The sequence below is a fragment of the Fictibacillus sp. 23RED33 genome (assembly GCF_015903925.1).
In the GTDB taxonomy this organism is placed as follows: domain Bacteria; phylum Bacillota; class Bacilli; order Bacillales; family Fictibacillaceae; genus Fictibacillus; species Fictibacillus phosphorivorans.
In genome coordinates this window covers 61185-87413 of the sequence record NZ_JACZDX010000005.1, presented here as the reverse complement: position 1 = coordinate 87413, position 26229 = coordinate 61185, and the positions used below count along the sequence as shown (strand labels likewise).

The 26229-nt window shown below is 40.6% G+C and carries 22 protein-coding genes; 21 read left to right on the top strand and 1 reads right to left on the bottom strand.

The window, feature by feature from the left end:
- Window positions 1-47: 47 nt before the first annotated feature.
- From ilvB to yihA, 15 genes are all read left to right on the top strand, one after another.
- Window positions 48-1766: an acetolactate synthase large subunit gene (ilvB, locus tag IHV09_RS16355; protein ID WP_197131420.1), complete on the top strand. Its 1719-nt coding sequence runs from the start codon at window positions 48-50 to the stop codon at window positions 1764-1766.
- Window positions 1763-2281 carry an acetolactate synthase small subunit gene (ilvN, locus tag IHV09_RS16350; RefSeq protein WP_066396617.1) on the top strand — a complete coding sequence of 173 codons (519 nt, stop codon included), beginning with the start codon at window positions 1763-1765 and terminating at the stop codon, window positions 2279-2281. The genes ilvB and ilvN overlap by 4 nt, the downstream gene beginning before the upstream one ends.
- Before the next feature lie 15 nt (window positions 2282-2296).
- Window positions 2297-3322, top strand: coding sequence for a ketol-acid reductoisomerase (ilvC, locus tag IHV09_RS16345; RefSeq protein ID WP_197264977.1), 1026 nt, complete (start codon window positions 2297-2299; stop codon window positions 3320-3322).
- The gene (locus IHV09_RS16340) at window positions 3309-4850 is read left to right on the top strand and encodes a 2-isopropylmalate synthase (protein ID WP_197131413.1); all 1542 of its coding nucleotides are present in this window, start codon (window positions 3309-3311) and stop codon (window positions 4848-4850) included. Before ilvC ends, IHV09_RS16340 begins: the two co-directional genes overlap by 14 nt.
- 18 nt (window positions 4851-4868) lie before the next feature.
- Window positions 4869-5963 carry a 3-isopropylmalate dehydrogenase gene (leuB, locus tag IHV09_RS16335; RefSeq protein WP_197264976.1) on the top strand — a complete coding sequence of 365 codons (1095 nt, stop codon included), beginning with the start codon at window positions 4869-4871 and terminating at the stop codon, window positions 5961-5963.
- Between the two features lie 14 nt (window positions 5964-5977).
- On the top strand, window positions 5978-7414 hold the full coding sequence (gene leuC, locus IHV09_RS16330) for a 3-isopropylmalate dehydratase large subunit (RefSeq protein WP_197264975.1): 1437 nt from the start codon (window positions 5978-5980) through the stop codon (window positions 7412-7414).
- On the top strand, window positions 7401-7994 hold the full coding sequence (leuD, locus tag IHV09_RS16325) for a 3-isopropylmalate dehydratase small subunit (protein WP_197131404.1): 594 nt from the start codon (window positions 7401-7403) through the stop codon (window positions 7992-7994). Before leuC ends, leuD begins: the two co-directional genes overlap by 14 nt.
- Before the next feature lie 43 nt (window positions 7995-8037).
- A complete protein-coding gene (gene ilvA, locus IHV09_RS16320; protein WP_197131401.1) occupies window positions 8038-8991 on the top strand; it encodes a threonine ammonia-lyase in 954 nt (317 codons plus the stop codon).
- Window positions 8992-9226: 235 nt separating this feature from the next.
- Entirely contained in the window at window positions 9227-10246 is a 1020-nt protein-coding gene (locus IHV09_RS16315) for a tetratricopeptide repeat protein (RefSeq protein ID WP_197131397.1), read from the top strand.
- A 106-nt stretch (window positions 10247-10352) separates the two neighbouring features.
- Window positions 10353-11645, top strand: coding sequence for a trigger factor (tig, locus tag IHV09_RS16310; protein ID WP_197264974.1), 1293 nt, complete (start codon window positions 10353-10355; stop codon window positions 11643-11645).
- Between the two features lie 331 nt (window positions 11646-11976).
- Window positions 11977-13251 carry an ATP-dependent protease ATP-binding subunit ClpX gene (gene clpX, locus IHV09_RS16305; RefSeq protein ID WP_191751861.1) on the top strand — a complete coding sequence of 425 codons (1275 nt, stop codon included), beginning with the start codon at window positions 11977-11979 and terminating at the stop codon, window positions 13249-13251.
- Between the two features lie 366 nt (window positions 13252-13617).
- Window positions 13618-13764: a hypothetical protein gene (locus tag IHV09_RS16300; RefSeq protein WP_197131392.1), complete on the top strand. Its 147-nt coding sequence runs from the start codon at window positions 13618-13620 to the stop codon at window positions 13762-13764.
- 452 nt (window positions 13765-14216) lie between these two features.
- Window positions 14217-15884 carry an ATP-dependent protease LonB gene (gene lonB / locus IHV09_RS16295; protein ID WP_197131389.1) on the top strand — a complete coding sequence of 556 codons (1668 nt, stop codon included), beginning with the start codon at window positions 14217-14219 and terminating at the stop codon, window positions 15882-15884.
- A 194-nt stretch (window positions 15885-16078) separates the two neighbouring features.
- Window positions 16079-18397, top strand: coding sequence for an endopeptidase La (gene lon / locus IHV09_RS16290; RefSeq protein WP_197189533.1), 2319 nt, complete (start codon window positions 16079-16081; stop codon window positions 18395-18397).
- On the top strand, window positions 18394-18981 hold the full coding sequence (yihA, locus tag IHV09_RS16285; protein WP_197131383.1) for a ribosome biogenesis GTP-binding protein YihA/YsxC: 588 nt from the start codon (window positions 18394-18396) through the stop codon (window positions 18979-18981). The genes lon and yihA overlap by 4 nt, the downstream gene beginning before the upstream one ends.
- A gap of 299 nt (window positions 18982-19280) precedes the next feature.
- Here the strand turns inward: yihA and IHV09_RS16280 are convergent, their stop codons facing one another.
- Window positions 19281-19757 carry a LiaI-LiaF-like domain-containing protein gene (locus tag IHV09_RS16280; RefSeq protein ID WP_197131380.1) on the bottom strand — a complete coding sequence of 159 codons (477 nt, stop codon included), beginning with the start codon at window positions 19755-19757 and terminating at the stop codon, window positions 19281-19283.
- A 234-nt stretch (window positions 19758-19991) separates the two neighbouring features.
- Here IHV09_RS16280 and hemA point away from each other — a divergent pair, with 234 nt between their 5' ends.
- From hemA to hemL, 6 genes are read left to right on the top strand one after another with little or no spacing between them, the layout of a single operon-like run.
- Window positions 19992-21359 (top strand): glutamyl-tRNA reductase, encoded by a 1368-nt coding sequence (gene hemA, locus IHV09_RS16275; RefSeq protein ID WP_197264973.1) that lies wholly within the window; start codon window positions 19992-19994, stop codon window positions 21357-21359.
- A gap of 38 nt (window positions 21360-21397) precedes the next feature.
- Window positions 21398-22216, top strand: a complete 819-nt coding sequence (locus IHV09_RS16270) for a cytochrome C assembly family protein (protein WP_197131374.1) — start codon at window positions 21398-21400, stop codon at window positions 22214-22216.
- Window positions 22217-22235: 19 nt separating this feature from the next.
- Window positions 22236-23168, top strand: a complete 933-nt coding sequence (gene hemC / locus IHV09_RS16265; RefSeq protein ID WP_197131360.1) for a hydroxymethylbilane synthase — start codon at window positions 22236-22238, stop codon at window positions 23166-23168.
- Window positions 23168-23920, top strand: a complete 753-nt coding sequence (locus IHV09_RS16260; RefSeq protein ID WP_197131358.1) for a uroporphyrinogen-III synthase — start codon at window positions 23168-23170, stop codon at window positions 23918-23920. The genes hemC and IHV09_RS16260 overlap by 1 nt, the downstream gene beginning before the upstream one ends.
- Window position 23921: 1 nt before the next feature.
- A complete protein-coding gene (hemB, locus tag IHV09_RS16255; protein ID WP_197131356.1) occupies window positions 23922-24893 on the top strand; it encodes a porphobilinogen synthase in 972 nt (323 codons plus the stop codon).
- 16 nt (window positions 24894-24909) lie between these two features.
- Window positions 24910-26196: a glutamate-1-semialdehyde 2,1-aminomutase gene (gene hemL / locus IHV09_RS16250; protein ID WP_197264972.1), complete on the top strand. Its 1287-nt coding sequence runs from the start codon at window positions 24910-24912 to the stop codon at window positions 26194-26196.
- Window positions 26197-26229: the final 33 nt, after the last annotated feature.

Genomic DNA, 26229 nt, shown 5'->3' with positions numbered 1-26229 from the left:
AAACATCTTTTACCAAGTAAAGGTTCGAAGTTAAAGGAGGAATGAAAATGAAGGCCAGTTGGGTGGCTGAAAAAAAATCAGTCGAAACTTCATTAGTCTCTGGTGCTGAACTATTTATTCAAGGGTTGCAGGATGAGAAAGTTGAAGTTCTGTTTGGTTATCCCGGAGGTGCTGTACTTCCAATCTATGATGCCCTCTACAAATCAGAGATGAAACATGTTCTAACGAGGCATGAACAAGGAGCTATTCATGCCGCGCAAGGCTATGCAAGAGTAACGGGGAAGCCAGGCGTTGTGTTAGCAACATCAGGGCCAGGTGCTACAAACCTTGTTACAGGTATAGCGGATGCGATGATCGATTCTATTCCTCTTGTTATCTTCACGGGGCAGGTAGCGACGACTGTGATCGGTACGGATGCTTTTCAAGAAGCGGACATCGTCGGGATCACAATGCCGATCACAAAACATAACTATCAAGTTCAGCGGGCAGAAGATCTACCGAGAATTATGAAAGAGGCTTTTCATATAGCCAACACTGGAAGAAAAGGACCTGTTTTAATCGATGTACCGAAAGATGTTGCGGTTAAAACAGCTGAAGTTAAAGAGGTTGCTGGTATTCATCTTCCGGGTTACCAACCAACATTAAAACCCAATATTCTTCAAGTGAAAAGATTGAATGAAGCCTTGTTGCAAGCGAAAAGACCTGTCCTCTTAACAGGTGCGGGGGTACTGGCAGCAGGTGCTGAAAAAGAGTTGGTCGCGTTCGCGGAATATCACCAGATACCGGTTGCTCAGACCCTTTTAGGCCTAGGTGGATTTCCAGCTGAACACCCGCTTTGCTTAGGGATGGCAGGAATGCATGGAACATACGCGAGCAACATGGCACTTTATGACTGCGATCTATTAATTGGTGTTGGGGCTAGGTTTGATGACAGGTTAACTGGAAACTTGGATCATTTTGCTAAAAAAGCAGTGGTTGCTCATATCGATATTGATCCAGCTGAAATCGGAAAAAATGTTCCAACTGAAATTCCCATTGTGGGGTGTGCGAAAGAAACACTTTCAGCATTAAACCAGACGAGAGTCGATAAAGGAGATTATAACGAGTGGGTAATTCAACTCACGAAGCACAAGACTGAATTTCCTCTTACGTATAAGACAGATGAATCAGAATTGAAACCACAAAAGTTAATGCAGGTTCTTCATGAAGTTACGAAAGGAGAAGCCATCGTAGCTACTGATGTAGGACAGCACCAGATGTGGGCAGCTCAATATTATACATTTTTAGAATCGAACAGATGGATAACGTCTGGAGGACTTGGAACGATGGGATTCGGATTTCCTGCAGCGATTGGAGCAAAAGTTGGAAAGCCGGAGCTCCCGGTAATAGCAGTTGTTGGAGATGGTGGTTTTCAGATGACGCTTCAAGAACTTGGAGTTCTTCAAGATTGGGAACTTCCTGTCATCGTAGTTATTGTGAACAATAAATCTCTCGGAATGGTAAGACAGTGGCAAGAAATTTTTTATGAAAAAAGATTCTCTCACTCTTTGCTTGATATTCAACCTGACTTTATCAAGCTAGCATCTGCTTACGGAATTGATGGCAAACGTGCTGAAACAGAAAAGGATGTAAGAGAAGCTTTGACGTTCGCTCTTGCGTCCAAAAAACCATTTGTTCTCGATTGTGTTGTTACTGCTGATGAGAATGTATATCCGATGATCGCTCCAGGAAAAGGACTACATGAAATGATTGGAGTGAGAGGATGAGACGTATCATTTCAGCAACGGTTCTAAACGAAAGTGGTGTATTGAATCGTTTGACCGGATTGCTGACAAAACGCCAGTTCAACATAGAGAACATTACGGTTGGACATACAGAAGATCCAGCCGTTTCAAAAGTAACATTAACGGTTTGGGTAGAAGATGATCGTAAAGCTGAACAACTTGTTAAACAGCTTCATAAGCAGATTAATATTCTAAAAGTTCGTGATCTGACAAACATGGCGCTCGTTTCTAGAGAACTTGCGCTCATCAAAGTTCTAACAACACCTGATACGCGCAGCGAGATCAAAATGCTGATCGAGCCGTTTCGAGCAACCGTCCTTGATGTATCACTCGAAAACGTAACGCTTGAAGTTACGGGGGATGGAGAAAAGATAGATGCGTTGATCGAACTGCTGCGTCCATATGGAATCAAAGAGATTTCAAGGACCGGTGTTACAGCTATACCTCGCGGAACACAAAAGAAAGTACTTGAGCTTCACCCCTATTCTATTATGTAAAGGAGAATGATGATAATGGCAAAAGTATATTACGAAAACGATCTTTCTAACGATGTATTAAAGAATAAGAAGGTAGCGGTAGTAGGTTATGGTTCTCAAGGGCATGCTCATGCATTGAACCTAAAGGATAGCGGCTATGATGTTGTAGTTGGTGTGCGGGAGGGTCGTTCATTTGACGAAGCAGTTAAAGATGGATTTGAGGTATATCCTGTTCGGGAAGCGGCTAGGCTAGCGGAAGTCGTAATGGTTCTATTACCAGATGAAAGGCAACCTGAAGTTTACAAAAATGAAATTTTACCTGAACTGTCTCCGGGCAATGCACTCGTTTTTGCTCACGGGTTCAACGTTCACTATCACCAAGTGGTACCACCTCAAGATGTGGATGTATTTTTAGTTGCTCCTAAAGGTCCTGGTCATCTTGTTAGACGTACATTTGAATCAGGTGAAGGAGTTCCAGCGCTTTTCGCGGTATATCAAGATGCTACAGGCACTGCCCGTGAAACTGCACTTAGTTATTCTAAAGGAATTGGTTCTGCTAGAGCTGGAGTGCTCGAAACGACATTCCAAGAAGAAACGGAAACAGACCTTTTTGGTGAACAGGCCGTGTTGTGTGGTGGGTTATCTTCACTGGTCAAAGCAGGATTTGAAACACTAACAGAAGCTGGATATCAGCCAGAGGTTGCCTATTTTGAATGCTTACACGAATTGAAGTTGATCGTTGACCTCATGTACGAAGGTGGTCTAGAGGGGATGAGATATTCAATCTCAGATACTGCTCAGTGGGGAGATTTTCAATCAGGACCACGTGTCATTGATGAAAGAGTAAAAGAATCAATGAAATCCGTTCTGAAAGATGTTCAATCCGGAGAGTTTGCTAAGGGTTGGATCTTAGAGAATCAAGCGAATCGACCTGTGTTCCATGTTGTGAACAATCAAGAGAAGAACCATCCTATTGAAAAAGTAGGGAGGGAACTTCGAGCAATGATGCCGTTCGTAAAATCAAAACAAAAAAAGGAGGCCGTTGCTAGTGCGAAAAATTGAGATCTTTGACACGACTTTGCGTGATGGAGAACAAACAGCAGGGGTCAATCTAAACACGGCTGAAAAAATTGAGATCGCCAAAAGACTAGAACTGCTAGGTGTGGATGTTATGGAAGCAGGCTTTCCTGCTGCATCCAAAGGCGATCTAGATGCCGTAAAAAAAGTAGCTTCTATTGTAAAGAATTCAACGGTTACTGCTTTGGCAAGATCGAACACCTCAGATATTGATTATGCATGGGAAGCTCTAAAAGATTCAGCTGAACCAAGGTTGCACGTTTTTCTGGCAACATCGCCCATTCATATGACATACAAGTTAAAGAAAACACCTGACCAAGTCGTTGAGACGGCGGTTGGTGCAGTCAAATATGCACGGCAAAAGTTCCCTGTCGTGCAATGGTCAGCAGAAGATGCATGTCGGTCAGATCTTGTATTTTTATCGCGTATTGTTGAGAAAGTGATCGATGCTGGTGCAACGGTGATTAACATACCGGATACAGTAGGATTTACGAATCCGGAGGAATACGGAAAGATCTTTCGTTATCTATTAAATAATGTTCCGAACATAGAGAAAGCTATTTTATCTGCTCACTGCCACGATGATTTAGGAATGGCTGTTGCCAATTCTTTATCGGCGATCGAGTATGGTGCGAATCAAGTGGAATGCACGATTAATGGGATTGGTGAAAGAGCAGGAAACGCTTCATTAGAAGAGATTGCAGTAGCATTAGCGATCCGTGAAGACTTTTATCAGGCAAGAACTGACCTTAAGTTAAATGAGATCAGCCGTACGAGTCAGCTTGTAAGCAGGCTGACGGGAATTGCTGTCCCACCGAATAAGGCTGTAGTTGGAAAGAATGCTTTTGCTCACGAGTCAGGAATCCATCAAGATGGTGTGTTAAAAGAAAAATCAACATATGAGATCATCACACCTGAGCTTGTTGGTGTTCCTTCCAATCAACTCGTACTCGGAAAACACTCAGGGCGTCACGCGTTTAAAGATTATTTGCATAAATTAGGTTTTCATCCAGATGAGAACAAGGTTAAGGTTCTATTTGAAGATTTTAAACAACTTGCTGACAAGAAAAAAGAGATGACAGAAGAAGATATTTTCGCTCTACTCATCGATCATAAAATACAACCTGAAGTGCCGTTATATCAATTAAAAGATATTCAAGTAAACTATGGTACGAATCAGATTCCTACTGCAACGTTAAGACTGTTGACTCCAGACGGAAAACTGATTCAAGATGCTGCAACAGGTTCAGGTAGTGTCGAAGCGATCTACAATACACTTGGAAAAATGCTTCCTTCTTCAATCAAGCTGAATGATTATAGAATTCAATCAGTAGGAGCAGGGCGTGACGCTCTTGCTCAAGTATTTGTTCAGATCGTCAGTGATGGTCATGAGATAAACGGAAGCGGAACGGCGCAAGATGTTTTAGAAGCTTCAGCTAAAGCTTATGTTCACGCCTATAATAAGCTTCAGCTTCAAGATGAAAAGAAAAGTTATGAAGCGATGAGTATCTAAATTTAGGAGGGATGTTAGATGAAAAAGAGAATAGCAGTTTTGCCAGGAGACGGGATCGGTCCGGAAGTGATCAAGGGTGCTTTGCAAGTTTTAGATGGTGTAGCGACGCGGTTTGGTCATGAATTTGAGACGATTGAACAAGTATTTGGAGGTGCTGCTATTGACCAGGAAGGTAATCCTCTCCCTGATACCACACTAAAAGCTTGCCATGACAGCGATGCTGTTCTGCTCGGAGCGGTTGGTGGTCCAAAATGGGATCAAGGGAGTGTTCGGCCAGAACAAGGGTTACTCGCTTTACGAAAAGCGATGAACGTGTATGCAAACGTAAGACCTGTTCACGTTTATCCTGGTCTTGAACATCTATCACCTCTTAAATCGAATAAGGTAAAAGGTGCTGACTTTGTATTTGTTCGCGAACTGACCGGTGGGATTTATTTTTCAGAGCCGAAAGAACGGAATGAGAAATGTGCGGTAGATACATTGTCCTATACGCGAGAGGAAATAACGAGAATCGTTGAAAAGGCTTATGAGTTAGCTTCTTCTCGCAGAAGAAAAGTAACATCTGTTGATAAAGCGAACGTTCTTGAAACGAGCAAGTTGTGGAGAGAAGTCGTGGAGGATGTAGCTAAAAAGTATCCAAACATCGAAACAGAACACTTGCTGGTAGATTATGCTGCCATGCGGATGATTAGTAATCCTACGAGCTTTGATGTGGTCGTTACTGAAAATATGTTCGGGGATATTCTGTCTGATGAAGCCTCTGTTCTTACAGGTTCGTTAGGAATGATGTCTTCTGCTTCTCTTAGTGAGAACGGTCCTGGACTATATGAGCCTATACATGGATCAGCACCTGATATCGCAGGAAGCGGGAAAGCAAATCCGATCGGTATGATCCTTAGTGTTGCGATGATGCTTCGTCATTCGTTCCAACTTGAGAAAGAAGCGGAGGCTGTTGAACTTGCTGTCTTCGAAACGCTGCAGGCAGGGTATCGAACACAAGATATCTTTGGAGAAAGCGGAACGCTAGTAACGACAAAAGAAATGGTCAATCAAATACATTTTAGAATGTTGGAAGATTCAACGAGTGCAACTCTTCTAGAGGTTTATGTGTAGGGAGGTAGATTTCTGTGAGTAAAACAATAATAGATAAACTTTGGGAGAGCCATATTGTCGTAGAAGAGGAAAATAAACCAGACCTGCTCTACATTGATCTGCACCTCATTCATGAAGTGACATCACCTCAGGCATTTGCGGGTTTAAGAGAAAAAAATAGAACTGTCAGAAAGCCGGAGCTTTGCTTTGCGACGATGGATCATAATATCCCGACGGTCGATCGATTCAATATAAAAGACGAAACATCACGCTTGCAAGTGCAAACTCTTGAAAAAAACTGTGCGGAATTCGGTATTCAACTCGAGGGATTGAACTCTGAACTACAAGGTATTGTTCATGTTATAGGGCCAGAGCTGGGTCTGACGCTGCCTGGGAAAACAATTGTATGTGGAGATAGTCATACATCAACACACGGTGCATTCGGAGCGCTCTCTTTCGGAATTGGCACGAGCGAAGTTGAACATGTTCTTGCTACACAAACGTTGTGGCAGAACAAACCAAAACAGATGAACGTTAAGATTGAAGGAGAGTTAGGTTTTGGTGTTACAGCCAAAGACGTCATCTTATGGTTCATCGCGAAATATGGAACGAATGTCGGTACAGGTTATATCATTGAGTTTTCTGGTAGCACCGTTAGGAAATTTTCGATGGAAGAACGAATGACTCTTTGTAATATGTCTATTGAAGCTGGAGCAAAAGCATCGATCGTTTCTCCTGATGAAGTTACCTTTTCATATATTTCAGGTAAGCGCTATGCTCCAAAGAGTCAAGACTTTCTTGAAAGTTGTAAAAGATGGAGACAGCTTGCAAGTGATGAGAATGCTAGATTTGATCAAACGATTGAGATTGATGCTTCAGAGATCGAACCAATGGTCACTTGGGGAACGACTCCATCGATGTGCTTGCCGATCAGCGGAGTGATTCCTGTAGAGGAAAATTCTTCTTCTATAGAAGAGAAGCAATCGTTACGAAATGCACTCCATTACATGGGCTTCAAAGGAAATGAAAAAATAGAGCATATACCTGTGCAACACGTGTTTATTGGATCTTGTACAAATTCAAGACTTAGTGACCTACTTCAAGCTTCTAAAGTTGTTGAAGGTAGGAATGTACACCCAGAAGTCCGGGCGATCGTAGTTCCTGGATCACAAGCAGTAAAAAAAGAAGCGGAGAATCTTGGGCTTCATCAGATTTTTATAGATGCTGGATTCGAATGGCGTGAGTCGGGATGTTCGATGTGTTTAGGTATGAATGATGACGTTGTTCCAGAAGGAGAAAGATGTGCATCTACCTCAAATCGTAATTTTGCTGGGAGGCAAGGAAAGGGTGCGAGGACACACCTTGTCAGTCCAATCATGGCTGCAGCTGCAGCTTTAAATGGGAAATTCACCGATGTTCGTTCCATACTTCCTAAAAAAGAACAGGAGGTAGATCGATATGCCGGGGTTTAAAACGCATCTAGGCAGTGCTGCAGTATTAGACAGAGATCATGTGGATACAGATCAGATCATTCCAAAGCAATTTTTGAAAAAAATTGATAAAGCAGGTTATGGAGAGTTTTTGTTCTTTGATTGGAGATATCATTCTAATGGACAAGAAAACGAAGACTTTGAACTTAACTCACCCGAAACAAAAGAAGCATCCATATTAGTTACCGGTAAAAATTTTGGTTGTGGTTCCTCTAGAGAACATGCACCTTGGGCCTTAAAAGATTATGGATTTCAAGTGATTATCGCTGAAAGCTTTGCTGATATCTTCTTTAACAATTGTGTGAAAAATGGTATCTTACCGATTCGACTCTCGAAAGCAGAGATTCGAAACTTACAGAGCGAAAGAGATGGAAACCTTGTACGAACGTTGAGAGTAGACCTTGAGCAACAACAGGTAGAAAACGAAACGGGAGAGGTATTCCGCTTTGAATTTGATCCGTACTGGAAAAAGATGCTTCTCAACGGATGGGACGAAATATCTGTAACTCTTCAACAGGAAGCATTCATAAAAAAATATGAAGATGAAAGGATTGTGAACTGACAATGGGGATTTAACAATCACAGCGGAACGTTTATTTCACGCATTGGAGGAAGTCTCAAAAATCGCCCACCGTACTCCGCTCAAACAATCCACAACGCTTAACAAATGGACCGGTGGAAACGTGTATATGAAGCTAGAGAACCTACAGAAAACGGGTTCATTTAAATTAAGAGGAGCTTATTACAAAGTTTCAACCCTAAACGAACTAGACTGCGCGAGGGGTGTGATCGCAGCATCAGCTGGCAACCATGCACAAGGATTGGCGCTTTCCTGTTCACTGCGTGGAATAAACTCTAAGATCTTCATGCCTGAAAACGCACCGCTTTCCAAGATAGACGCCGTAAAATCGTATGGAGCAGATATCGTTTTAGAAGGTGATAATTATCAGGCGGCATATGAAGCAGCAAAAAGGGAAGAAGAGAACAACGGAGGAGTCTTTGTTCACCCTTTTGATGATTACGATGTGATCGCTGGACAAAGTACCGTAGCTCTAGAGATGCTGCAACAAAAACCAGAACTAAAAACGATTGTTGTACCAGTAGGAGGCGGAGGGCTATTGGCTGGAATCGCTCTCGCCGTAAAGTCAATCAGACCAGATGTGCGAGTAGTTGGCGTGCAATCGGCGAATGCCAGTGCGGTATATCAAGCCTTCACAGGCGCTTCTAGAAAAACGTTAACTCGCTGTACATCGATCGCGGATGGAATCGCGGTTGTTAAGCCTGGAGATATTACTGTTCCTGTGATCTCAAAATATGTTGACGAAATGGTCACCGTGACGGAAGAGCAAATTGCATATGCGATGATGTTTATGCTTGAACGTGAAAAGGTGGTCGTAGAGGGTGCAGGCGCGGCTAGTTTGGCGGCAGTTATGTTTCACAGCCGTCTTGCTCTCGATCAAAAAGTTGGGCTCATCATCAGTGGCGGTAATGTAGACCCGGTTAAATGGTCATTATATAAAGGGATGGCCGATAAGGTGAACTTGAAAAGAATTAGTTAATAAAGAGGCTTGCTTAGAAGAGATATCTTTTGAGTAAGCCTTTTGGTTTGGTTATGCTTAACAAACTACTTACAAAAGCAACAAAGGGTACGATAAAAGCCGTTAATGAAGAAGTTTAGCATTTTCTCACTGCGTGTTAAAGTGGAATTCAGGTTTGTATCTTCTTAGTTATCTTGAGTTCACCTCGCGAAACTGCTATTCTTTAGTCAAATATTAATGGAAGCGGAGAGTTGTGATGACTAACGAAAAGAACAACAAAAACAATATCGTTCGGTTTCCTAACTTAAATGGACGTCTTTTAGAAAAAGGAATGGATTCTTTAAAAAGTAAAAAATACGATGAATCTTTATCCTGTTTTGAACAATTGCTTTATGCAGACCCAATGCATGCACAAGGTAATCTTGGGCTTGTTTTAAGTTTGGTTGAATTAGGTCGATTACATGAAGCAAAACAGAGATGTGATCGTATGCTTAAAGAAGGGATCGGCGAATATTATGATGTACTTCAAATCTACTTAAGCATATTAGTTCAGTTATCAGAATACATAACCGTTGTTTCAGTGATCGAAGCAGTTCTTGAAGAGCAGAAGATTCCTGCAGACAAAGCTGAAACGTTTTATCAGCTTCTACAGTTCAGTCGTAAAGTAATTGAGCAGGAAGGTGTTCCTGAAGTAAAGAAAGATCCTGAACTTCCAACAGCACCTCCAGCTAATCCTGACTTTCAAGTATTGAAAGAGATGCTTGCAAGCGATCAGGCAGACTCGCAGTGGATGGCTGTACAACAGTTGAAGCGGCTTGGTCCTGACATGATCGTACCGATGTTTGAGTCATTTTTAATAGATGAAAAAAAGCATCCGGCTGTTAAAAGCTTAATTCTGCAATATCTTAAAGAAAATCAAGTAGACAAAATCGTAAGGATAGAGAAATATGGACAATTCACTGAAGTTGACATCGCGAAGCTCACTGATTTAAATGATCATTTCTTTTATAAGGAAGTAAAATCTTTGATTAAAGACGAACTCGAACAAGAGAATCCATCACTGCTCGAGATCGCGCTTGCCGTTTGGAAGGATTATTCACTCGCATTATATCCTTTCTCACCAACTCCAGAGAATAAGGTACTTTGGTTTGAGGCTGCTGTTATGGCAGCGAATATTCTATGTGGGATGGAAGAAGAAACGGATCAAGAAGATGAAGAATTACAAAGAGCAGTAAAGGTTCTCGTCGAATTGGAAAGATTTTATATGCAGACTTAATGAGAAAGTGATGTAACTTGTTGAAATACAGAACGTCTATGCTATAATGGAATGGTTGTAATCTATATGATAGTTATGGAAATACCGATGTTGGAGGGAACATTTAATGACTGCTAAATGGGAAAAGTTAGAAGGTAATCAAGGTGTCTTAACGGTAGAAGTTGAGGCAACTGAAGTAGATACAGCGCTTGATCAAGCGTTCAAAAAAGTTGTAAAGCAAGTTAACGTACCAGGATTCCGTAAAGGGAAAATGCCACGTAGACTTTTTGAACAACGTTTTGGAGTAGAGTCTCTTTACCAAGACGCTCTAGATATCCTATTGCCAAAAGCATACGGAGACGCTGTACAAGAAGCTGGTATCGAGCCAGTCGATCGTCCAGAAGTTGACATCGAAAAAATGGAACAAGGAAGCAACCTTGTTTTCACAGCTAAAGTAATCGTAAAACCAGAAGTTAAACTTGGTGATTACAAAGGTCTTGAGGTTGAAAAGACTGAAACTGAAGTTACAGATGAGGATGTTCAAAACGAACTTACTTCTTTACAAGAACAACAAGCTGAACTTGTTGTTAAAGAAGATGGAACAGTTGAGAATGGCGACACTGTAAACATCGATTTCGAAGGATTCGTTGATGGCGAAGCTTTCGAAGGTGGAAAAGCTGAAAACTATTCTCTTGAAATCGGATCTGGATCTTTCATCCCAGGTTTTGAAGAGCAATTAGTTGGTGAAAAAGCTGGTGCTGAAAAAGAAGTTAACGTAAACTTCCCTGAAGAATACCATGCTGAAGAACTAGCTGGTAAGCCTGCTGTTTTCAAAGTAAATATCCACGATATCAAAGCTAAACAACTTCCAGAGCTTAATGACGAGTTCGCTAAAGAAGCTGAAGGCGATGCTGAAACTTTAGAAGATCTTAAAAAAGAACTTCGCACAAAGCTTGAAGAGAGCAAAAAGCAAGAAGCTGAAAACAAAACTCGTGAAACAGTTATCGAAAAAGCTTCTGAGAATGCAGAAATCGATATCCCTGGAGCAATGGTAAACACAGAGCTTGACCGTATGGTTCAAGAATTTGGCCAACGTCTTCAAATGCAAGGTATGAACCTTGAGCTTTACTACCAGTTCTCTGGTACAAGCGAAGAAGCACTTCGTGAGCAAATGAAAGAAGATGCTGGGAAGCGTGTTCGTACTAACCTAGTACTTGAAGCAATCGTTGAAGCTGAAAACATCGAAGTTTCTGAAGAAGAAATCGATGCTGAACTTAGCAAGATGGCTGAAATGTACCAAATGGAAGTAGAACAAATCAAGCAAATGCTTGCTATGCAAGGTGGAAATGATGCAGTAGCAGCTGACTTGAAAGTACGTAAAGCAATTGATTTCCTTTTGGAAAACAGCAAGACTGTTTAATCATTAATTAAATAAGTTCATAAAACTTAAGCAAGGCGCGATCCTTATGTATCGTGCCTTGTTTTGCCATACATATTAAATTTCTATTAAAATACACATCCTATTTGAAAAATAGGTTTTAAATCTTACGGTATTGTTCATACTTATATAGAGCGTTACCATACATATTTATTAAGCGTTATTATTTCCGTTTTAATATGGAAGTGTGATACAATCCATTATAATCAACGGAATGCTTAAGTAGTAGAAAAGATAATCAGACTTTCCTTCAGAACATATCTGAATTTTAGTCAAGCGTTTCATCCATATTCTCGTTTTAGGGGTGATATCATTGTTTAAGTTTAATGATGAAAAAGGGCAATTAAAATGTTCTTTCTGTGGTAAAACACAAGATCAAGTAAGAAAACTGGTTGCTGGACCAGGTGTATATATTTGTGATGAATGTATCGAACTCTGTACAGAAATCGTAGAAGAAGAATTAGGTACAGAAGAGGATGTAGAACTAAAAGAAGTACCAAAACCAGTAGAAATTCGTAAAATTCTTGACGAGTACGTAATCGGTCAAGGTCAGGCTAAGAAATCTCTTTCTGTAGCCGTTTACAATCATTACAAACGTATCAATTCAACTCAAAAATCAGATGAAGTAGAATTGGCGAAAAGTAATATCGCAATGATCGGACCAACAGGAAGTGGTAAGACACTACTTGCTCAAACGTTGGCTCGTATCTTAAACGTACCTTTTGCTATTGCCGATGCTACATCTTTAACAGAAGCTGGATATGTTGGTGAGGATGTAGAGAACATTCTACTCAAATTAATCCAGTCTGCTGACTACGATGTAGAAAAAGCAGAAAAGGGAATCATCTATATTGATGAAATCGATAAGATTGCACGTAAATCTGAAAATCCTTCTATCACAAGAGATGTTTCTGGTGAAGGCGTTCAGCAGGCTCTTCTTAAAATCCTTGAAGGTACAGTAGCTAGTGTACCGCCACAAGGAGGAAGAAAGCATCCTCACCAAGAGTTCATCCAAATTGACACTACAAACATTCTGTTCATTTGTGGTGGAGCCTTTGATGGTATCGAACAAATCATCAAACGCCGACTTGGTAAGAAAGTGATCGGTTTCAGTTCTGAAACGAAACAAGCTGATTTAAAAGCGGGAGAATACTTGTCTAAAGTTCTTCCTGAAGATTTACTTCGCTTTGGTTTAATTCCTGAATTTATCGGTCGTTTACCGGTTATTTCAAACTTAAACCCTCTTGATGAAGAAGCGTTGATTGAAATCTTAACAAAACCTAAAAACGCACTTGTAAAACAATATCAAAAGTTATTGGATATTGACGGTGTCGAGCTAGAATTTACCGATGAAGCTCTTCGAGAAATTTCTGCTCAAGCCATTGAACGTAAAACAGGTGCGCGTGGACTTCGTTCGATCATTGAAGGAGTTATGCTTGACGTAATGTTTGAGTTGCCTTCTCGTGAAGATGTTGTTAAATGTATCGTGACGAAAGAAACGATCTCTGATAAAGTACCACCAACTCTTGAGTTAGAAGACGGTACGGTTATTGAACAATCAAAAGAGACTCCAAAAGAGAGTGCTTAATTTTGAGACCAGCTTATGCTGGTCTTTTTTGTTTGGGAAATTAAAAACTAGACCTGTGATAGTTGTTCGGTAAAATGTTCGTATCATTTTTGGGGGAACAGTATGACTAAAAAAAGTACAAAAGTAGTGTTATTAAATAAATTCAAATCCATTCGCGTATCTGGCTGGCAAGACGATATTTAAGAGATCATACTGATTCTGCGGGAAAAGGAAAAGCAGGGAGTGGATGCATTGGAGTCCGCGCTTTCTCATGCGCACATCGTTGATTCCTGCACAAGAACATCACTCGCTAGGCGCTTTCGTTTAGTGGTCGTCGATGATACGGAAGTCATCTTTGCAGGGATGGAAAGATAAAGCTGGCAAGCGTTGAAGGCGAAACCGCGGCCATTTATTAAAGTTTTTATTGAGTTCTTTTATGATGTGGTCGCACTGGCTAAAATTACGGAGAAAAATTCCGAACTGATTATGAATGATGAAGAGATTAAGAGCGTATTGATGAAGTTAAGTTATTAAAAAGATAGGGCTGACCCCAAAAAGCACTTCACCTGATCTTTGGAGGGTAAGCCCTATTTCATTTTATAGCCTGATTGCGAGTGAGCCGATCCCTATGAGTCAAAGTATGATCTCTATGGGTCGTAACTAGACACCTATGAGTCAAACGAAGACTTCTATGGGTCAAAAAGAGAGGTCTATGAGTCAAACCATAATCTATGGGTCAAATTCATAGATCTATGGGTCAAAATGGACACCCTTTGGGTCAAACAGCAATAAAAGTAAATGAAGCGGTGATATCCAATAGGATTAAAATCAGAATTTCTGATTTGTCATGTTCAATAATGTAAACAGATCTTCATTACATATTGTGACCTATGTGAAAATTGTCTTTTTAAAAGGTTGACCGTTTAGTTCACCACCTCCTCGGAGATACTATGATTATCACTACATAGGTACCGGGAGGAAAAACAATGAACTGGACTGGCATAGCATTACTTATTCAATTATTCTTTGGGATTGTTATCGGGCTATATTTTTGGAACTTGCTGCGTAACCAGCGTTCTCAAAAAGTAAGTGTGGATAAAGAATCGAGAAAAGAGATGGAGCAGCTTAGAAGAATGCGTTCGATCTCCCTATCAGAACCTCTGTCTGAACGTGTTCGACCTGGAAAGTTTGAAGATATCATCGGACAAGAAGATGGAATAAAAGCGTTGAAAGCTGCTTTATGTGGACCGAATCCTCAGCATGTTATCGTTTACGGCCCTCCAGGAGTGGGGAAGACAGCAGCAGCACGATTAGTATTAGAAGAAGCGAAGCGAAATCAGTCATCTCCTTTTCGTTCTACAGCAGTTTTTGTAGAATTGGATGCTACAACTGCTCGTTTTGACGAGCGAGGCATTGCGGATCCATTGATTGGCTCTGTGCATGATCCGATCTACCAAGGTGCTGGAGCTATGGGACAGGCGGGAATTCCTCAGCCGAAGCAAGGGGCTGTTACGAATGCGCATGGCGGTGTTCTTTTTATAGATGAGATCGGTGAACTTCATCCTATACAAATGAACAAGTTACTCAAAGTTCTAGAGGATCGTAAGGTTTTTTTAGAAAGTGCTTATTATTCGGAAGAGAATGCGAACATACCTCATCATATTCATGATATCTTCCAAAATGGTCTGCCTGCAGATTTCCGAATGATTGGTGCTACTACTCGTATGCCGGAAGAAATACCTCCTGCAATTCGTTCTAGGTGTCTAGAAGTGTTCTTTAGAGAATTGCAGCCAGCTGAAATTGAACAGATCGCTAAAAGAGCAGCTGATAAGATTCAGTTAGGGATTGATGATGAATCATTATCATACATGGCCCAATATGCTAGAAACGGTCGAGAAGCAGTTAATATGATTCAAATTGCAGCAGGGTTAGCGATCACCGAACAACGAAAAAACATCACAAAGAGCGATGTAGAGTGGGTAACTCACTCAAGTAGAATGGCTCCAAGACCAGAAAGGAAAATTGGAGTCAAACCAAAGATTGGCTTAGTGAATGGTCTTGCTGTATACGGTCCAACAAGCGGAGCGTTGCTTGAGATTGAAACAACCGTACTTCCTGCAAAGAAACAAGGTTCCATAACGATAACAGGAATAGCAGAAGAAGAGAGTATCGGTAATCAATCGAAGTCTATTCGAAGAAAAAGTATGGCAAAAGGTTCAGTGGAGAACGTTATTACAGTACTTCGTTACATGGGAGTAGATGCATCCATGTATGATATCCACGTGAACTTTCCAGGTGGTGGCCCGGTAGACGGTCCATCAGCAGGTATAGCGATCGCATCTTCCATCTACTCAGCTATTCATAACATTAAAATAGATCATGAAATCGCAATGACAGGTGAGATCAGCATACATGGTAAAGTGAAACCAGTCGGTGGAGTGATGGCAAAGATACTAGCTGCGAAAGATGCAGGTGCAAAACGTGTTCTTATCCCGTTTGAGAATAACCAAAAGATTTTCGATACGATTGAAGACGTAGAGATCATTCCAGTAAAAAAACTTTCAGAAGTATTTCAACACGCATTTTTAGATGACGGTGAAGAGCAATCTATTCCTGCGTCTGCTGCCTTAAACTCCCCTCCTTCTTCTGTATAAGGAGAAGTAGGGAGTTTCTTTTTATTCGGAAAATAGGATGATAAAAAATTTCTATCAGGCTAGGAGAACGTTTTATTAGGAGTTTTCTAACAATCCGAAGCTTACATTAGACAAAGTTAAGCATTATCGGTAGAATTGTACAAAGACTAAGCATATAATTAATGATTACATAGCAGTTTTCGGAGGTGTTTTTAATGGGGGAAAAACGAGTTCTTCCGCTCCTCCCTCTTCGCGGATTGTTGGTCTATCCAACAATGGTACTTCATTTAGATGTAGGAAGAGAAAAATCTATTCAAGCACTTGAAAAAGTGATGCTTGATGATCAGATGATCTTTCTATCTACTCAAAAAGAAGTTTCTATTGAAGATCCAGCACAAGAGGAAATTTATCATGTAGGAACGTTGTCAAAAGTAAATCAGATGCTCAAACTGCCTAATGGCACGATCAGAGTACTTGTTGAAGGTATTAAACGCGGAGAAATTACTTCGTTCACGGACGAGAAGACCCATGTAGAAGTAGAAGTTGAACTAACAGATGATATTGAAGTGAAAGAAGCCGAAACGGAAGCTCTTATGAGAGCTGTTCTGGCTCAATTCGAACAATACATAAACCTATCGAAAAAAGTAACGCCTGAAACCCTTGCCTCAGTTCAAGATATTACCGAACCTGGACGCTTGGCTGATGTTATTTCTTCACATCTTTCTTTAAAGATCAAAGAAAAGCAAAAAATCCTAGAGATCTTTGATGTGAAAGAAAGACTTGAACACTTACTGGACCTTTTAAACAATGAAAAAGAAGTGCTAGGTCTAGAAAAGAAAATCGGTCAACGCGTTAAAAAGGCGATGGAAAAAACGCAAAAAGAATATTATTTGCGCGAACAGATGAAAGCGATCCAAAAAGAGCTAGGTGATAAAGAAGGCAAAGTTGGTGAAGTGAGTACGCTCAAAGAACGTATTGAATCTTCTGATATGCCTGAGACGGTCATGGAACTTGCAAAAAAAGAACTTGACCGCTATGAAAAGATGCCTAATTCTTCAGCTGAGAGCTCTGTTATCAGAACATATATCGAGTGGCTTGTTAATCTACCTTGGAAACAAGAAACGATTGATAATCTGGATATTCCACATGCGGAAACAGTTCTTAATGAAGATCATTATGGTCTTGAAAAAGTGAAGGATAGAGTCTTAGAATATCTTGCTGTTCAGAAGCTGACAAATTCACTAAAAGGGCCGATCCTTTGTTTAGTTGGACCTCCAGGGGTTGGTAAGACATCGTTAGCAAGGTCGATCGCACGTGCAATCGGCAGGAATTTTGTAAGAATTTCTCTTGGCGGTGTAAGAGACGAAGCTGAGATTAGAGGACATCGAAGAACATATGTTGGTGCGATGCCAGGCCGATTGATTCAAGGTATGAAGAAAGCGGGAACGATCAATCCTGTGTTCTTGCTTGATGAGATCGATAAGATGTCGAGTGATTTTAGAGGAGATCCTTCCTCTGCGATGCTCGAAGTGCTGGATCCTGAACAGAATAGTACCTTCAGCGATCATTATATCGAAGAGCCGTACGATCTATCTAAAGTCATGTTCGTTACGACAGCAAACTCGCTTTCAACAATTCCAGGTCCGTTATTAGATAGAATGGAAGTTATTTCGATCGCTGGTTATACAGAGGTTGAAAAGCTGCATATTTCTAAAAATCACTTGATTCCAAAACAGTTGAAAGAACATGGATTAAAGAAAAGCCAGATTCAGTTCAAGGATGATTCTATTCTAAAGCTGGTTCGTAATTATACACGTGAAGCGGGTGTGCGTAATCTTGAACGGCAAATTGCAGGATTATGCAGAAAAGCAGCGAAGCAAATTGTATCATCTGAAAAGAAAAAGGTTGTACTTTCTGCTAAAAACCTTGAAGATTATCTTGGTAAACCCCGTTTCCGATATGGTCAAGCAGAACTTGAAGACCAAATTGGTGCAGCGACGGGATTAGCTTATACGACAGCAGGCGGAGATACTCTCTCCATCGAGGTAGCACTATCACCTGGTAAGGGCAAACTGATCTTAACGGGTAAGTTAGGTGATGTTATGAAAGAATCTGCTCAAGCTGCGTTAAGCTACGTTCGCACGAAAGTGGAAGAGCTGGGAATCGACCATGATTTCTATGAAAAAACAGATATTCATATACATGTTCCTGAAGGAGCAACACCAAAGGATGGTCCTTCGGCAGGAATAACCATTGCTACAGCGTTAGTATCAGCACTAACCAAAAAGCCAGTTAGAAAAGATGTGGGGATGACCGGGGAGATTACGCTCAGAGGACGTGTGTTGCCTATTGGTGGTTTGAAAGAAAAATCATTAAGTGCGCATCGAGCAGGAATCAAAACCATCATCCTTCCGAAAGAAAACGAGAAAGACATTGAAGATATTCCACAATCGGTTAAAGAGGGATTATCTTTTATAACCGTATCTCATTTAGATGAGGTATTAAAAGTTGCATTAGCAGGTGATAGAAAGTGAAAGTAAATACAGCGGAAATCGTAATATCGGCAGTCGGACCAAAACAATATCCGGAAGGCAATCTTCCGGAGATTGCTTTGGCAGGACGCTCGAATGTAGGGAAATCGTCTTTTATTAATAAGATGATTCACAGAAAAAATTTAGCACGTACGTCTTCAAAACCTGGGAAAACTCAGACGTTAAACTTTTATATCCTAAATGAAAGTTTTTATTTTGTAGATGTACCTGGCTATGGTTTTGCTAAAGTGTCAAAAACAGAAAGAGAAGCTTGGGGCAAGATGATCGAGCAGTATCTCGTTGAACGCGATCAGTTAAAAGCAGTTGTTCAACTTGTTGACCTTAGACATGCTCCATCAAAAGATGATGTTTTAATGTACGATTGGTTAAAATATCATGAGCTTCCAGTTATTGTAGTCGCTACGAAAAGTGACAAGATCCCAAAAGGAAAATGGGATAAGCATAAAAAAGTAGTCAAGGAAACATTAAACATGGACAAGAGCGATAAGATCGTACTCTTCTCATCTGAAACCGGACAAGGAAAAGATGAAGCGTGGGGCGTACTGAATTCTTATCTATCTAAATAATGACTGTTATAAAATTTTAGCATGACGTCTCTTTGCTAATAGATTATAGTTTTAGGGTTTTAAATCTTTTTATTTACTTCTTTGATTGTTGATTGGAGTGGAAGGTGCGAGACTCCTGCGGGACAGGCCGGCAGGTGAGACACTTAAACGTGTAGCGTACGAATGTGGCTCACCGCCTGCCCCGCGGAAAGCGAGCAACCTGGAATGGAAATCAACTACTTCAGGCGAGCATCGGTGTTACGAAAACAGCCATAACACAAAACCCTCTATGTTTTTTAAACATAGAGGGTTTTGTGTTTCTATTTCTTTTTAAAGAACATAAGATAAGCCCCGATGACCATTAAAATAATCGGCCAAAAATCTTCAGCTTTAACAAATATATTTTCTACAGAAGGGGTATTACTCTTAAAGAAGAGCAACCATAGAGCTAAAAGCGATAACAATAACCCGGGGATAAGCCCTTCTTTTGTTTTTCGATACTGAATCAGAAATGATACACCTGCTAGTAAAACGATAACAGGAAGTGGTTCAGGCCATGTCGCAACTTTTGTAGCAGCATGAAAATGTACGCCTAGCCCAGTCAAGAATACACCTGAGAACATACTTGAAGAATCTTTTCCGGATCCAGATTGGAAAAGAAGAGCTAACCCAATGATGATTAGTATACTTGGCCATGTGAGATACGGTTGTAGCAGTTCAATGTTCATTCTATTAGCAAAATAGAATAATCCAATTCCGAGTAAAATGATGCCGCTGAATGTGTTTCTTTGTTTCATAATGCCTCCATCTTAAACGTAAACCTTTGCTAAATTGGTCGATTTTTGTTATTTTTAATATTGGTGCTAAGTTTTAGTAATTATGGTTATCCTAAAACTGCTATACACGCACCAAAAAGATAATAAATACATCATAGCATAAACGTTTAAATTCTGTTCACATTATTGGATATTCCGTATTTTGGGACATGTTATAATTAGTAAAGAACATACATAATTAAGGGAGGTGAGCGCATGCATATTCTAGTGGTTGGACTTAATTACAAAACGGCACCCGTAGAAATTCGGGAAAAAGTTTCTTTTCAGCCCGCTGAATTAACGGATGCGATCTCTACACTCCGAAAACAAAAAAGTATACTTGAATGTGTAATCGTTTCAACGTGCAACCGTACTGAGATCTATGCTGTTGCCGATCAGCTTCATACCGGAAGATACTACATCAAATCTTTTTTGGCGGACTGGTTTTCAATTGATAAAGAAGAACTTTCACCATTCTTGAGCATCAGAGACGGAGAAGCAGCTGTCGAGCATCTTTTTCGTGTAGCTGCTGGCTTGGATTCTATGGTGATCGGTGAAACACAAATCCTTGGTCAAGTAAGGGATGGGTTCTTAGAATCACAAAAACTTGATGCAACAGGGACCATATTTAATAAACTCATGAAACAAGCGATCACATTTGCGAAGAGATGTCATTCAGAGACGGATATCGGTGAAAATGCGGTATCGGTTAGCTATGCAGCTGTCGAACTCGCTAAAAAAATCTTTGGTGGTTTGCAAAATAAAACCATCTTGATCGTTGGTGCGGGTAAGATGGGTGAGCTTACAGCGAAACATCTGCATGCGAGTGGAGGAAATGAAGTACTTGTTATTAACCGAACTTTTGAAAAGGCACAAGAGGTAGCTAAAAAGTTTCATGGTACAGCACATCCTTTTGAAGATCTTGAAAGTTTGCTCATTAAGGCAGATATCGTGATTTCTTCCACTGGTGCTAGTGAATTTGTCATTACAAAGAAAATGGCTGCACCAGCAGTTAAGAAACGCAAAGGTCTTCCATTGTTCATGGTAGATATTGCAGTACCTCGTGACCTAGATCCTGAGCTTCATGATTTAGAAAGTGTTTTTCTTTATGATATCGATGACTTAGAAGGGATCGTAGAGTCTAATCTTGCTGAACGAATGAAAGAAGCGGAAAAGATTGAGATTATGATCGAAGCTGAAATTGTAGCTTTCCAATCTTGGATTTCAATGCTGGGTGTAGTACCGTTAATTTCTGCACTACGAGAAAAGGCATTAAACATTCAAGCTGAAACCATGCAAAGCATCGAGCGCAAGCTGCCGGATCTTACAGATCGGGAAAGAAAAATTTTAAGCAAACATACGAAGAGTATCGTGAATCAATTGCTTCGTGATCCTGTGACTAGAGCCAAAGAGATGGCTGGTGAACCAGGAGCTGAAGAACAGTTGCAATTATTTACCGAAATTTTCGGACTCGAAGAATACTTGGATAAACAGAAGCAGTTGGAAACAGCATTTGCTGCAAACGTCGAAGAGAAGTCTTCACTAACAGATGAAGTGGTTCCTTCGGCTGTAGTAAGAACTTAAGCTCTCGTTTCCCTCGAGCTCATGGAGTGTGAGCAAAAATGAATTGGATATATGATCTTACTATCGTTCTATATGCACTTAGCATCATAGGCTATTTTATAGATTTTCTTCAAAACAACCGGAAAGCGAACCGATTTGCTTTCTGGTTGCTTTCTATTGTCTGGGTACTTCAAACGGTCTTTTTTGTGTTAAGGATGCTGAAAGATCAACGGTTTCCAATATTAACACCCTCGGAAGGCCTGTTTTTTTATGCATGGATCCTCGTGACGTTCTCAGTTGTCATGAGCAGGTTTTTCCGTGTTGATTTTCTCGTGTTTTTTACGAACATTCTTGGTTTCTTGCTCGTCTCGATCCACTTGTTTGCTCCAACAGGGCAAGCTAGTGCAGTGATTGAGAAGCAGCTGATCTCAGAATTATTAATCATTCATATAACGATGGCTTTTATCTCTTATGGAGCATTCTCACTCTCCTTCATATTCTCGTTCATGTACCTGCTACAGCATGGCATGTTGAAGCGAAAGAAATGGAGCAAAAGGCTGCAGCGTTTTGGGAGTCTATCATACTTAGAGAAACTTTCTTTTCGATTGAATACGATCGGAGTGCCGCTGCTCTTGCTTAGTCTAATATTGGGAGTCGTATGGGCATTCTGGAAAATAAGTGACTTTACACTTCTTGATGCCAAAGTCATCTCGTCATTTATTGTCCTTTTGGTTTACAGTACTTACCTCTATCAAAAGGTTGGAAGAGGTGTGCAAGGTAAAACGTTAGCGCTTTGGAACGCTGCTGCCTTCCTAGTCGTTTTGATCAACTACTTTTTAGCGTCGACTTTCACTGAATTTCACCTTTGGTATAAGTAAAGAATAGGAGATTCATATCATGAGAAAAATTATAGTAGGTTCAAGAAGAAGTAAATTAGCGATCACACAAACAAATTGGGTGATCGATCAATTAAAAAAATCAGGAATGCCTTTTGAATTTGAAGTAAAAGAGATCGTAACAAAAGGGGATATCATTCTTGATGTTACGCTCTCAAAAGTAGGCGGAAAAGGTTTATTCGTCAAAGAAATCGAACAAGCGATGTTAGATAAAGAGATTGATATTGCCGTTCACAGCATGAAAGATATGCCTTCTGAACTTCCTGAGGGGCTCGAGATCGGCTGTACTCCTAAACGTGTTGATCCGAGAGATGCTCTAATATCTGAAAAGTATTCGTCGTTAAGAGAGCTCCCTGCAGGTGCAATTGTTGGGACAAGCTCACTAAGAAGAGCTGCACAGGTTTTAAACAGACGTCCAGATCTAACGATTAAATCTATTCGAGGTAATATTGATACTCGTCTTAACAAATTAAAGTCCGGTGAGTTCGATGCGATCATCCTAGCAGCTGCAGGACTTGAAAGAATGGGTTGGTCTACAGATGTTGTAACCGAATACTTGGACATCGACCTGTGTCTCCCTGCTGTAGGACAAGGCTCATTAGCTATTGAGTGCAGAAGTGAAGATCTTGAAGTAAAAGAATTATTAGCTACACTGAACGATGCTTATACGTTTGACACAGTTTTAGCAGAACGCTCTTTCCTGAACACGTTAGAAGGCGGTTGCCAAGTTCCAATCGCGGCATTTGCTACGATGGATGAGAACCAAGAAGTTTCTTTAACGGGTCTTGTTGCAGATCCTGAAGGAAAAACGGTGTTAAAAGAAATGAAATCAGGCAAGGACCCGCACCGTGTGGGTGTAGAGTTAGCCGAAGAATTAAAGGTATTAGGTGCGAAAACAATACTAGATGCAGTGAAAAAGGATTTAAATACGTAATGAATACTTCTATAGGACCATTAGCAGGTAAGCGAATACTTGTTACACGGCCGAAAGAGCAGGCAGAGCCATTAATCTCACTTATTCAAGAGAACGCTGGCGTCCCTCTTTCTTTTCCTATTGTATCTATTAATGGTGTAAGAAACGATGATTCACAGTCTACGTTGAAAAATCTGTCGTCTTTTCAATGGATTGTTTTTACGAGCAAAAATGGAGTAGACTACTTTTTTCAATTGATTCATGATTATAACGTTTCACTAAATAGTGTTAAGTTTGCAGCAGTTGGTGAAAAAACAGCTGAATCATTAAGAGACAGAGGAATCACAACTATTCTTGTGCCTGAACATTATCATGCAGAAAGCTTAGTGAAGACGTTAAAAAACCACGTCTTAGCTCATGAAAGAGTTCTATTTCCAAAAGGAAATCTAGCTCCATCTTTTATTAAAGAAGAGTTGAAAGAAACAGCATTTGTTGAAGAATTAGTTGTTTACAAAACTGAATCAGAAGACCATTTAGATTGGTCGCTCGTGTATCAAGCTGATTGCCTGTTTTTTATGAGCCCTTCTGCCGTAACCTTCTTAAGTAAAGGGTTAAACACAGAGGAAGTCTATAAGAAGCCTGTGATCTGTGTTGGGCCGACAACGAAAAGTGCTGCAGAAAAATGCGGGTTTCATCAAGTATTAATGCCTAAACAATTTACCGCAGAAGATATGGTGAACTGTGCCATCTCTTATTTTCAAGGAGGAAGTTAATATGAATTTTCAGCGTCATCGCCGTTTAAGAAAATCAGCATCCATGCGTTCACTAGTGCGTGAAACGCATCTTCATGTCTCTGACTTTATCTATCCATTGTTCTTTGTTGAAGGAGAGAACGTCAAAAAAGAAGTCCCTTCCATGCCAGGTGTGTATCATCTATCATTGGACCTTCTTCAAGAAGAGGTAAAAGAAATTGAAAGTCTTGGTATTCAGTCTATTATCGTTTTTGGAGTACCTGCTGAAAAAGACGAATGCGGAAGCTCAGCTTATGATCATAATGGAATTGTACAGAAAGCAATCTCACAAATTAAAGAAGTTGCCCCATCACTTACTGTGATAGCAGACACATGTTTATGCCAATTTACAGATCATGGACACTGCGGTGTGATTGAAAATGGTGAAGTATTGAATGATGAAACCTTGACGCTTCTTGCAAAAACAGCTGTCTCACAGGCGAAAGCTGGAGCAGATATCATCGCACCTTCAAACATGATGGATGGTTTTGTTGCTGCGATCAGACAAGGGCTTGATGAAGCAGGTTTCTATGATGTTCCGATCATGTCTTACGCCGTTAAATATGCATCATCCTTTTATGGTCCGTTCCGTGATGCAGCTCATAGCACACCACAATTCGGTGATAGAAAAACGTATCAGATGGATCCGGCGAACCGACTTGAAGCTCTCAGAGAGGCAGAATCAGACGTCGCTGAAGGCGCTGACTTCTTAATGGTAAAACCAGCTCTTTCTTACCTAGATATTCTAAGAGAGTTAAAAGACAGGTACCCTCTTCCACTAGTGGCTTACAACGTGAGTGGAGAATATTCCATGATTAAAGCAGCTGCTATGAACGGATGGGTAGATGAGAAAAGCATCGTACTTGAGAAACTGATCTCTATGAAACGAGCAGGAGCAGACTTAATTATTACGTACTTTGCCAAAGATGCTGCAAGATGGCTGAATGAAAAATAAGGAAAGAGGTGTTGGTATGAGAAGCTTTGAAAAATCGATAGCTGCTTTTCAAGAAGCGAAAGAAGTTATGCCTGGAGGCGTTAACAGTCCTGTACGTGCATTTAAATCTGTAAAAATGGATCCTGTATTTATGGAACGTGGAAAAGGATCAAAGATTTATGATATCGATGGTAACGAATATATCGATTATGTATTGTCATGGGGACCCTTAATTCTTGGACATGCTGACGATCAAGTAGTGGAGGCACTTAAGCAAACTGCTGAGCTCGGAACAAGTTTTGGTGCTCCGAATGAAATGGAAACGAAGCTTGCGAAGCTTGTAATCGATCGTGTTCCATCGATCGAAGTTGTACGTATGGTTAACTCAGGTACAGAAGCTACGATGAGTGCACTTCGTTTAGCGCGAGGATACACAGGACGAAGTAAGATCGTTAAATTTGAAGGCTGCTACCACGGACACGGTGACTCCTTATTGATCAAAGCGGGCTCTGGTGTAGCAACACTTGGACTGCCGGATTCTCCTGGGGTTCCAGAAGGTATCGCACAGAACACGATCACTGTTCCATACAATGACCTTGAGAGTTTGCAAGTTGCATTTAATCAATTTGGAGAAGATATTGCTTGTGTGATTGTAGAACCAGTCGCAGGTAACATGGGTGTAGTCCCTCCACAAAAAGGATTTTTAGAAGGTATTCGTAAAATAACTGAACAACACGGCTCTTTATTAATCTTTGACGAAGTAATGACAGGCTTCCGAGTGGATTATGAATGTGCACAAGGTTATTTTGGAGTAACACCAGACCTAACATGTCTAGGTAAAGTAATTGGTGGGGGTCTACCTGTTGGAGCCTATGGTGGAAAACGAGAGATCATGGAACAAATCGCGCCGAGCGGGCCGATCTATCAAGCAGGAACGTTATCAGGAAATCCTCTTGCGATGGCTGCCGGGTATGCTACCCTTTCTCAACTTACGAAAGAAAGTTACACATATTTTCAAAAACTAGGAGATCGACTAGCTTCCGGAATTTCTGAAGCCGCTGAACATTATGGTGTGGCACATACGATTAACCGTGCAGGCAGCATGATCGGCTTTTTCTTCACGAATCAAGATGTGATTAACTACGACACTGCTAAGCAATCCAATTTGGATCACTTTAACGCTTGCTTCAAAACGATGCTACAAGAAGGTATCTCGTTGCCTCCTTCACAATTTGAAGGATTATTCTTATCTACAGCTCATACAGAAGAAGATATTGATAAAACAGTTGCAGCGTTCAGAAAGGCTTTCTCACAATTAAAATAGTCATTTTTTGTAGCGTCCGCTAACTTCAGCGGA